The sequence below is a fragment of the Methylophilaceae bacterium genome (assembly GCA_018398995.1).
In the GTDB taxonomy this organism is placed as follows: Bacteria; Pseudomonadota; Gammaproteobacteria; order Burkholderiales; family Methylophilaceae.
In genome coordinates, this window is the sequence record CP073759.1 from 1,420,017 (window position 1) to 1,430,530 (window position 10,514).

Consider the following 10,514-nt stretch of genomic DNA (forward strand, 5'->3'; position numbering starts at 1 on the left):
TTCCTGTAATGTTGCAGCCCTTATCTTTTATAAAGCGAGTATGGAATTATGAATTCCAAGATTTCAGATTAATTCTTGAGCAATCTGATGAGTTGCATTATTTTCTTGTGTGGGCCAAAGCTCAACTCTTTATTACGCGAGCGATACTAATAACTGTACTAACTTTAATGTGTATATTATTAGGGCTTAGTTTTCATAGTTGCGTTACTGTTTGGCGCTACAATGCACTTGAGTTATCAAAGGCTGAGACGGAAAAAAAGCGTCAACAAGCATTATCTGCAATAGCTTCTTTGTCAGATTCTGGTGCCTTACTAGACGAAGGTATTACTGAGACTGAGTTACTGGGCGTAACGAATCGCTATCGTGAACGTTTACAAAAACTAGAGCTATTAGTTAACTACTCTACACAAGAACTAAAGCTTGCTTCGCGTGCGTTGGAAGAAGGCCTCAAAGTTTCTGGCATTACACCAAGCATGATCAAGAAGCTAAAAAAAGACAACGCTAATACCAACACAAAGCTAGCTGTCAACATAGAATCTATCAAATCGGCAGGTGTTAATACAGAAGTATTAGTCAATTATAAAAAAAACTTAGATGAATTGCAGAAATTGAAGAATGTATTATTAATTTTTCCTAGTCGTAAGCCAGCCAATAATGCAATTTCTACTTCCCAATACGGTGTTAGAGTTCATCCTATTACGAATAGAAAAATAAAACATGAAGGCATTGATTTTATGCCTACTATAGATTTTAACGCTAAAGCAGTCATCAACGGCGTGGTTGAGAAGGTGCAACATTCATCTATTGGGTATGGCAATATGGTGGTTATTTTACATCCAAATAATGTCAGAACACTCTATGCTCACCTCGATAGTATTTTTGTTGAGCATGGACAAAAAGTGCAAGCGGGTCAATCAATAGGCAAGATAGGCAATACCGGATTTTCAACTGGCAGGCACCTGCACTACGAAGTATCCGTTGATGGCGTAAAAGTAAACCCTTCAATTATTACAGCGATGGCAAAAAATGTTCAATAAACGCAAAACAGCTAAAACCGACTCCTCAAACAATTTTGATGAGCACTTGAATGAATTAACAGCGGAAAGTAACGATGTATCGACTAGCATTTTGCCAAGTAAAATTATGAACATTGCACAAAAACCAACCATCATCAGTGAAGGTGCATTATTTGAAGGACAACTAGTATTTGATGGCACGCTGCATATCGATGGTAAATTCAAGGGCACCATTAAAGTGGATAAAATAACGGTTGGCAAAAACGGCGTACTGGATGGCACGTTTCAAGCCAATACTGTGGTTGTGTTTGGTGAAATTAAAGGGGAGGTCTTATGCGAAGATTTGACCCTAAATTCTGGTTCCAATGTTGATGGCGTCATTCAATATGCAAGTATCAAAATACAGCAGGGCTCCTCTATAGGTGGTGAGGTTATTCATAAAAAAAATAGCACGAAATTCCCCTAAGTTTCAACTAATAGTTAGGTTAGATTACCTTTCATTGAGCTACACTTTAGAATAGCCGTATTGTTTATTATTAAGAACGAAACTAATTAGCAGCTAGTTTTTTAGCATTTCCCATGGTAATCCCCCCATTTTTAGTAGCCGCTAAAAGTAGAGCTTAGGCAACACGTTGTAATTTCTGCATTGGAGTCATGCCACCGATGCCCATGTTTGGCCTTTCATGATTGTATGTCCAAAGCCAATGTGTAGCAAACGCCTGCACTTCTTTAATCGTATCAAACAACATATGTGCCAACCAATCATAACGGACTGTACGATTGTAACGTTCTATATAGGCATTTTGCTGTGGGCTACCTGGCTGAATATAATCAATCCTAATCCCTCGCCTTGCCGCCCATTCTGTTAGCGTTGCACTGATATACTCAGGGCCATTATCACAACGGATGATATTTGGTCTGCCACGCCATTCAATAATCTGATCTAGCGAGCGCACCACACGCGCTGAGGGTAATGAAAAATCAACTTCAATGTTAAGCCCCTCGCGGTTGAAATCATCAATTACGTTAAATAGCCGAATACTACGCCCATCCGATAGCTGATCATGCATAAAATCCATTGACCACACCTCATTGATGCGCCCAGGTACAGTCAGTGCCAAGGGCATCTCTCTAACTAGCCGCTTACGCGGCTTAATACGCAGATTAAGCTCTAAAAGACGATAGATGCGATATACACGCTTATGATTCCAGCCAAAGCCTTTCACATTGCGCAAGTATAGAAAACATAAACCAAAGCCCCAGTTACGCTGGTGCTGCGTCAATCGTAGTAACCAATCTGCAATGTCATCATTCTCTGTGGATAGCTTAGCGCTATAGCGGTAGCAGCCTTCACTTAGGGCAAAGGTATTGCAGGCCAATCGAATACTCAGGCTTTTATGCTCAACCACCCAGCGTGCCATCTCTCGACGCTGAGATGGCTTCACCACTTTTTTGCATCACCTCTTTGAGTACGTCTGCTTGAAGCTGAACTTCGGCATACATTTTTTAAGGCGTCGATTCTCATCTTCGAGCTCTTTCATGCGAGACACCATGGACGCATCCATGCCACCGTATTTAGCACGCCATTTATAAAATGTGGCGGAGCTCATTCCATGCTCACGGCACAAATCAGGTACTGGCGAACCGGATTATGCCTGTTTCAATATGTTGATGATCTGACTCTCGGTAAATCTTGATAGCTTCATGTAAAAATTCCTTTAAATCTAATTAAGAAAATTCTACTTCTAAATGCTACTTTTATGCGGGGGGATTACCTTCCATTTATAGAGGCTCTTGGTGCTGACGCCCAGCCTATTGGAAACTTCAGCTATGTCATAGCTGTGTTTGATAATTTGATTGACTGCTTCTTGTTTAAATTCGTCTGTGTAACGAATGCCTTTTGCCATGATTCTTCCTTTTTATGTCTAGAGTAATTTGTAACATAAAAAGTGTATAATATTTTCAGGCCTTACCACGTGTCCAGACTTATAACGTGGCTTACGATAGCCTCAAATAGATTTGAGCTTAGCATTACGTATGATTTTAGCCACGCGATTCTCGCTGCATATAATGCCAGCCTCTCGTAAATCGTAGTGAATACGTGGACTGCCATAAATGCCATAGCTGTCTTCGTAGGATCGCTTGATTTCAACAAGTAGTGCAGCGTCTTCAATTGCTCGGTTGGATAGTGGCTTTAATTTCCAGTCGTAAGAACCACTACGATGCACTTTTAGTACACGACACATACTCATTAAGCGAAACACTTGGCGATGCTGGTCAATAAATGCGTACTTTAATCGGACAGCTTGGCAAAGTACGCCACGGCCTTTTTAGGATGTCACGCTCTTCAGTGGTGCGCTTGAGCTCTGCTTTCATCCTTTGCAACTCTTGTTTGAGTGCAACAATATCTTTTGAGTTTGGTAAATCACCTAGTTGGCTTTGCTTAAGCCAAGCGTATAGGCTTTATATCTGAAACACCTAAGCGCTTTGATACTTCAACGACACCATGACCACGCTCAGTGATTTGTTTTATTGCTTCAGCCTTAAATTCAGCTGTATATCTTGTACCTCTCATTTACTACTCTCCAGTTCAGTTTCGACATTATTGAATGTCTACTGAATTCTGGGAAGTCCATCATTTAGTTAGACCATTACATGAAGTGGGTCATTTAGTTAGTATTGCTTTGCTCTTTATTTTTCACCTAGTGATTCGCTAATTGTTTTAACGATTGGTTTTGTCAAGTATTGCAGCACTGTTTTTCTACCAGTTTTAACTTCCACCATACCTGTCATACCAGGTAATATTTCGAGTTTCACGTCAGGTTTAGCACTAAATATAGGTTTTGCTATAAGCACATGAATGCGATAGAAGGGCTCTTCATTTTCGTGTAATCTTTCACTTAATGTATCTGCGCTGATGAACACAAGCTCCCCCATCATGCCACCATACACTGTAAAGTCATAAGTATCTATTTTTACAGTTGCTTCTTGGCCAAGTTCTAAGAAAGCTATGTCTGCAGGGGAAACTTTCGCCTCTATGACTAATTCATCGTCAACTGGCACAATATGCATTACCTCGTCTCCAGGCCTAATCACGCCTCCTAGGGTCGTGATTTGTACATTTTTAACAATACCTTTTACTGGGGCAAGTATTTCAGTTTGTAGTAGTTGATCTTTTTTTTGTGCAAGCGCTTGTCTTGCACCGTTTAGATCCTCTTCCGCCTTACTTAACTCTGACTGAGAGTCTTGAAAATACTTGTTCCGTTTATTATTTATTTGCGCGTCTAAATCGGCAATTTGTCGCTGCAGTCTAAGCACCTCAGTACGGCTCACATCTCCAGACGTCACCAGAGGTAAATTCATATCTAGCTCTTGAACAACATAGACACGCATTTTCTCTAACGATGCAAGTTCTTGATTTAAAGCATCACGGCGTTTTTTAAGTAATAAAAGCTGATTCATTTTATAGCCGGGATAATTATCGACTTCGCGCTCAAAAATAGGATTTCCACCAAATACTTCCGCTCTCAGTCTGGCTGCAGTTGCCGAAAGCGCAACTGTTTTAGCGCGAATTTCCATAAAAGCCGCTTCAGCTCGTGTACGATTAGTTCTAAATAAGACATCACCAGCTTCAACTTTGCTGCCTTCCTTTACTAATAGTTCCTCAAGTACACCACCATCTTGAGATTGGATAATCTGTGTTCGTGAGCTGGCAATAATTTTGCCCGGGGCTCGAGTAATCTGGTCAATTTCAGCAAGGTATGCCCAAAGTAAAAAAGTGCCTACTGTGATAAAAGTCAACCATAAAACCCATCTTGAGCCACGATTTTCCTCAAATGAAAGCGCTTGTTTTGATGTTTTTTCATTTTTAGTCAGAAACCAGAATAAATTCATGATACTTTCTTTTTCTTTATATCCAAAGTTGTATTAGGCTGAGTTAGATCGACAGGCGCACTTTCAGTTTGGATTGTAGCTTTATTTTGCTCCTGAGTATTTTTGTCTTTGACGTTTTTAAACATTGATAGAACTTTCTCTTTTGGACCGTCTATTGCAATCTTTCCATTGTCGATAACAATCACTCTGTCAACTTTGGGCAATAGAGAAAACTTATGTGTGACGACAATGATAAGGTGGTCTTTGGGAATTTTTTCAAACAAGTGCTTCATTACCTTGGACTCGAGTTGCATGTCCATCGAAGCAGTTGGCTCATCTAATAAAATTACTTTTGGCTTCGCAATCAGCAGTCGCGTCAGTCCTACCAATTGGCGTTGGCCACCAGAAAGGCCGCGTCCTCCCTCGCTAATCTCTAGCTCCAACCCCTTGGGGTGTTGTCTGATTGGGTTATCTAGTCCTGTTAACGATGCAGCCTCAAGAATTTTAGAATCACTTGGTGTAGGCATGCCGATGGTCAGATTTTCTCTTAAGGTGCCGTTGAAGAGTCTTACATCCTGCGGCAAATACCCAATATGCTCACGCACAAATTCTGGTGCAAGCTGATATATGTCTATGTCATCTAAAAAAACAGTTCCTTTTTGTGGTTTATAAAGGCCTGACAACATTTTAATTAGTGTGGACTTTCCAGAACCCACGGCACCTATGATTGCAACACGTTCTCCAGGCTGAAATACAAGGTTTTCTATTTCAATAGACAGCATATCTTCTTGATAAGAGAAAGACACATCTTGCAATTGCAGTTTGCCTTTACAGGACTCAGGGATGACCAAGCGCTGATCATGACTTCTATCGCTCGGCATAGACATAATGTCATCTAATGACTTCAGTGCAATTATTGCATTTTTCCATTGCATAATCATGTTTGGTAATTGGGTAATAGGATTAAATACTCTACCAGAAATAATAGAGCAGGCAATTAATGCCCCCATACTGAGATCGCCGTTACCAATTAGTAAAGCTCCCACTGCAATAATGCAAATATAATTAAACTGCTGTATGGATTGTGCCATATTAGCTGCACGAGTTGAGATGAATTTCAAAGCCAGCTCGTTTTTTGCCATTGTGTTGGTTAAGGATTGATACTTATCTAACATCTTCCATTCACCACCAGAAGCCTTAATTGACTCAATACCATCAATTGAATCAATCAGCAGACCATTTTTCTTATTAGATTCAGTCATATTTTCTTGAGTAAGTTGTTCTATTTCTTTTTGCGAGTAAAAGCCAGAGATTAAAGAAAGGCACAACGATATAATCGGCACTACAGCAATAGGGCCAGCTAAAAAAGCGATAACGCCGATAAATAAAACGGCAAAAGGCACATCAGCCAAAATATAAAGCGTGCTTGATGCCATAAAGTTTCTAACAGACTCAAAGTGACGAATTTGAGAGGCAAATGTGCCTACAGTCTTTGGCCTCGCATCCATGCGAATATCCATCGCCTTACCAAAAAACACCGATGATAATTCCAAATCAATGGCTTTGGAAGTGCGATCAAGCATTCGTGCACGAACTTGCTTAATTGTAAATTCAATTAATACGCCAATCACCACGCCAATGGTTAATACCCAAAGAGTCGAGTAGCCTTTTGTTGGAACAACACGATCATACACTTGCATGGTATACATTGCTGAAAACAAACCCACGCTGCTAATCATAAAGGTGGCAAAAATTGCCTCACCAAAAATACGGCGATGCTTACGCAGCGTATAACTAAACCAATCGCGTGCAGTAACAGGAAATACAATTTGATCATCGGCATCTAATTGTTCAGTTTTAAAACGCAATAGATTGCCATTTAATATGCCATCTGGCTCTAACTCTCGCGCACTTCCAGCCACATCCTCGCATGCTAATTTACCATTACTCAAACGTCCTTTAATCAGCAGCGACTCATCCTGCGCTTGGCTAACCCAAAGAATAGGAAAGTCCTTGCGACTCAATGCATCAAACGTCAATTCACTTACTAAACCATGTTTAAAGCGTGACAACCACATCGCTTGCGCTTGCTCTGCTAGCGATAAATCTTTTAACGCAACACCATCTTGTGTTTTATCCATCATAGAAAAGCGGTGCGTTGGTGTGGAAATACCTTGGTGAGTAGAAATTTTTGACAATAAAACTGCCAAATTTTCAATCATTTCCTCAAAAGCGTAGTCAGTATGACTAAGTTCAGGTTCCAGAGGTGTAGTTTGGTCAATATTGTTCATTCTACTTTTGCCTTCTTATTTTACGTTGAGTAGTTTTCTAGTGAGTGTAGGCTTAAATACTTCAAGCCATGGCTTTTTTTCAATATTTTTTTTAGTTTTTGAACTGAAGGTCGCATTGTTTACGCTAGGAATGGTAGATTGATTCATAATAATATTGAAGTCGAATTTCTTTTGCTCTTGCTCAATCGGTACATCACGGCTAAAAAATTTGGACATATCTAGCTGCTTAGCCTGTAGTTGACCAGTTAAAATCAATAGGTGTATGGACATTAATTCTAATGGATATTCCACATCGGTGTAAGCATAATATGCCACTGCCTTTTCTCGTTGGGCATTGAGCACTTCTAACCAATTTTTCTTACCCACTTGAAACTGGCGTAAGTAGGATTCTATGACTTCATCCGCCCCCATCACCGATGCACGGACCTGTTTTGCTTGAGATAGTAGTGCATTTCTTTCAGACCAGACAGACTGCACCTCCTTTGCAACCCTTCGATCAAATGATTCAATCACATTTAAAGCGGCATCTTTTGTTGCTTTTGCAGCGTTAATGTTAGAAAGGCTAGAAAGGCCAGCGCCAGGCGCAAGACGCAATCCCAAATATAATTGGTTGTTGTCTGGCGTAAAAAAGACTGTGCCCATGCGACGCTGATAACCAAGAACAACATTTGGCATAGCTTGCGAGCGGTTCAATTTAATTTCTTCTTCTGCAATTGTCGCTTCAAATACAAGTCGAGCGCGCTCTGGAGAAAATGCTATGGCAGTCTCTAGAATTTCCGTAATAGTACCTATTTCTGTATTAAATCTACTGGGTCTTTCAATCTCTTCAACACGAAAGCCAGTTAGTTGTTCTAGCGTAATACGTGAAACCGCTACTTGATTTTCTAGCTGAATTCGTTCTGCGGTTGTTTGACGTAAACGTGTTTCTGCTTGTATGAGATCTGCTTTAGGGCTAATTTCAGACTCCACACGTCTAGACATACTTTCAACCAAGCGAAGATGTTCTATCTCGTTTTGTAATGCTATTTTGAGCTTCGCTTCAAATCGTAAAACATCGAAATAAGCTGTGGCGGTTTCTAATAAAATTTTTTGCTCGGTATCGCCTAGAGACGCACGAGCTGCTTCTAAAGTAGCTTCTGCTAAACCAATCTGACCGGTAATTCTTCCTCCTGTCCACAAAGGTTGCTCAATTCGGATAGTAGTATTGCTACCGCCAGTTTCCAGTGTATTAATATCTGTACTAAATGATGGAAATCGACCCCATTCAGCGCTATCAAGCAAATAGCCAGCCGATACTAAGGCATTTCTTTTGTTAACAATTTGGGGGTTATTACTAACAGCTTGAAGCAAAACTCCCTGAAGGGTCGCAAGCTCTGCATGACTTAATAAGCTATTGCAACATAACAGAAATGCGAAGAATATTCTTTTTTGTTTTAGGCAGTAATCCAAAATGTTCATATAGTTAGGTGTTAAATTGATGGTTAGTGTAAAAATAAATGGCAAATAAATCATCTAGACCCAACTTTTTATGATTAATAAAATTCTGTTATATTAATAAAATAGAATGTATTTTATAATTGCTCTAGGTTTTGCTGTCAGTATAATGATCTAGATAAATGGTTAAGTAAAGCCCATAGACGCATTAAAGCTACAATCCATTTTACTGCTATATGATACAATATTTTAATATCAGTCTAACATAACAAAAATTAGAGAAAAATTAATTACATAATATAATAATTGACCCTGCACCAATAACCGAGCCAAACTTAAATAGAAATTTCGGCCTTAATAGCAATGGCATTTTGGGTTGATTTCAAGTATTTTTGGGCGTATTCAGAAGGTGTCATCCAATCCAATGATGAGTGGGGTCGACTCTCGTTATACTCCCTGCGCCATGCTTCAATTTTGAATTTTGCATCATCTAACGATAAAAACCAATGGCTATTTAAACACTCTTGCCTCAGGGGGCCATTAAATGATTCGATAAACGCATTGTCAGTTGGCTTGCCTGGTCTTGAGAAGTCCATTGTCACTTGGTTCTCATAAGCCCATTTATCTAAAGCTTTGGAAATAAACTCCGAGCCGTTATCAGTTTTTATAAACTTTGGACGTCCTCGCTTGAATGCCACATGCTGCATCACTTGAACCACATCTTCTCCTGTTAAACGCTGTCCTACATGAATCGCAAGACACTCATGGCTATATTGATCTACCACTGTTAATGCCCGTAGCTTACGTCCGTCAAACAGATTATCTGCTACAAAGTCCATACTCCACACTTCATTCGGGTGTTGAGCAACATATTTTGGAAGTCGCTCCTGACACGATTTATGTCTGCGCGGACGTTTTAGCCTTAGTGATAGCCGCATTTCTTGATACAAACGATATACCCGTTTGTGATTGTCTTTCCAGCCCTCACGCTTGAGCATGACATGGACGCGTCTATATCCATAATGCCTACGTGTTTCCGTGATTTCTTTGATACGCATTTGTAAGGCACTGCTATCGCGTGCAATCGACTGATAGTGCCAACTGCTGCGTGATAAACCTATTAGGCTACAAATTTTACGCTGACTGGCACCAAATCGTGCCATTAAATCAGCGATTAATCCTAGCTTACGGTCGGGCGTTAAAGCTTTTTTGATAAGACATCCTGTAGCATCGCTTTATCTAATGATAGGTCAGCTACTAAACGCTTCAGCTTACTATTCTCTTCCTCCAGTTGTTTGAGTCGCCTGAGTTCAGATGGGCCTAATCCACCATACTTCTGTTTCCAATTGTAAAAAGTCGCTTCGCTGATGCCCATCTTGCGGCTTACTTCTTCAACAGATACACCCAATTCATTTTGTTTAAGTGCAAATGCAATTTGCTCCTTGGTAAATCTCGACTTCTTCATGCCGCGTCTCCTTTAATATGGCATTAATATAATCGAAAATTCTACTTTTAAACGGCCCGAAATATTGGTGTAGGTTCACATTTAGGCTTTGGTTAAAATATATTAGTATTTTAGATAGTTGGCTTCGTCACTGCCTTAAAAGTATGGGTGTTGAAAAGTAAGAATTGAAGAGCACAGAACAGCAACGCATGCGCTAATTAGAAAAGCTGGTTTCTAATTCGACTTCATTCAACGAGGTGCCAAAAAAGCCGCATGTTTACTTCATTAACAACCAAGGCTGATAAAGTAGACATTCATGGAACAACTCATCACGCAATACCGGGTTGAATCGCTGTGCGAAGCATTGATTTTCAGCTCTAGCGGCTATCGAGATTGGCTTTATCGTCCAGTAAATGCATATAAATAGACTACGATTTTGTATCCGCTTAGAGTATT

General features: G+C 40.0%; 8 protein-coding genes and 2 pseudogenes. 2 read left to right on the forward strand and 8 right to left on the reverse strand.

Translation table 11 applies throughout. The features are described 5' to 3' along the window. Positions 1 to 8 precede the first annotated feature (8 nt). Positions 9 to 1,037, forward strand: coding sequence for a M23 family metallopeptidase (locus KFB94_07300; GenBank protein ID QVL45085.1), 1,029 nt, complete (start codon positions 9 to 11; stop codon positions 1,035 to 1,037). Further along, complete coding sequence (locus KFB94_07305; GenBank protein ID QVL45086.1) at positions 1,027 to 1,482, forward strand: polymer-forming cytoskeletal protein; 456 nt, start codon at positions 1,027 to 1,029, stop codon at positions 1,480 to 1,482. Before KFB94_07300 ends, KFB94_07305 begins: the two co-directional genes overlap by 11 nt. A 154-nt stretch (positions 1,483 to 1,636) precedes the next feature. On the opposite strand, the pseudogene KFB94_07310 reads toward KFB94_07305, so the two are convergent. The 8 genes and pseudogenes from KFB94_07310 to KFB94_07345 all read right to left on the reverse strand — a co-directional run bounded on the left by KFB94_07310 (position 1,637) and on the right by KFB94_07345 (position 10,079). Then, positions 1,637 to 2,722 (reverse strand): annotated as a pseudogene (locus tag KFB94_07310) (IS3 family transposase). Positions 2,723 to 2,761: 39 nt separating this feature from the next. Continuing rightward, entirely contained in the window at positions 2,762 to 2,923 is a 162-nt protein-coding gene (locus tag KFB94_07315; GenBank protein ID QVL45087.1) for a transposase, read from the reverse strand. 102 nt (positions 2,924 to 3,025) lie between these two features. After that, entirely contained in the window at positions 3,026 to 3,268 is a 243-nt protein-coding gene (locus KFB94_07320; GenBank protein QVL45088.1) for a transposase, read from the reverse strand. Positions 3,269 to 3,459: 191 nt separating this feature from the next. Continuing rightward, positions 3,460 to 3,591 carry a transposase gene (locus KFB94_07325; protein ID QVL45089.1) on the reverse strand — a complete coding sequence of 44 codons (132 nt, stop codon included), beginning with the start codon at positions 3,589 to 3,591 and terminating at the stop codon, positions 3,460 to 3,462. Positions 3,592 to 3,707: 116 nt separating this feature from the next. Continuing rightward, the gene (locus tag KFB94_07330; protein ID QVL45090.1) at positions 3,708 to 4,910 is read right to left on the reverse strand and encodes an HlyD family type I secretion periplasmic adaptor subunit; all 1,203 of its coding nucleotides are present in this window, start codon (positions 4,908 to 4,910) and stop codon (positions 3,708 to 3,710) included. Then, entirely contained in the window at positions 4,907 to 7,180 is a 2,274-nt protein-coding gene (locus KFB94_07335; protein ID QVL45091.1) for a type I secretion system permease/ATPase, read from the reverse strand. The genes KFB94_07330 and KFB94_07335 overlap by 4 nt, the downstream gene beginning before the upstream one ends. Positions 7,181 to 7,195: 15 nt before the next feature. Further along, positions 7,196 to 8,530, reverse strand: coding sequence for a TolC family protein (locus KFB94_07340; GenBank protein ID QVL45092.1), 1,335 nt, complete (start codon positions 8,528 to 8,530; stop codon positions 7,196 to 7,198). A gap of 419 nt (positions 8,531 to 8,949) precedes the next feature. Beyond that, positions 8,950 to 10,079 (reverse strand): annotated as a pseudogene (locus KFB94_07345) (IS3 family transposase). Between the last annotated feature and the right edge of the window lie 435 nt (positions 10,080 to 10,514).

Excerpts from the sequence above, each read along its gene's own strand:
- KFB94_07300 (QVL45085.1), top strand. The coding sequence starts at position 9 with ATGTTGCAGCCCTTATCTTTTATAAAGCGAGTATGGAATTATGAATTC.
- KFB94_07305 (QVL45086.1), top strand. The coding sequence starts at position 1,027 with ATGTTCAATAAACGCAAAACAGCTAAAACCGACTCCTCAAACAATTTT.
- KFB94_07315 (QVL45087.1), bottom strand. The coding sequence starts at position 2,923 with ATGGCAAAAGGCATTCGTTACACAGACGAATTTAAACAAGAAGCAGTC.
- KFB94_07320 (QVL45088.1), bottom strand. The coding sequence starts at position 3,268 with ATGAGTATGTGTCGTGTACTAAAAGTGCATCGTAGTGGTTCTTACGAC.
- KFB94_07325 (QVL45089.1), bottom strand. The coding sequence starts at position 3,591 with ATGAGAGGTACAAGATATACAGCTGAATTTAAGGCTGAAGCAATAAAA.
- KFB94_07330 (QVL45090.1), bottom strand. The coding sequence starts at position 4,910 with ATGAATTTATTCTGGTTTCTGACTAAAAATGAAAAAACATCAAAACAA.
- KFB94_07335 (QVL45091.1), bottom strand. The coding sequence starts at position 7,180 with ATGAACAATATTGACCAAACTACACCTCTGGAACCTGAACTTAGTCAT.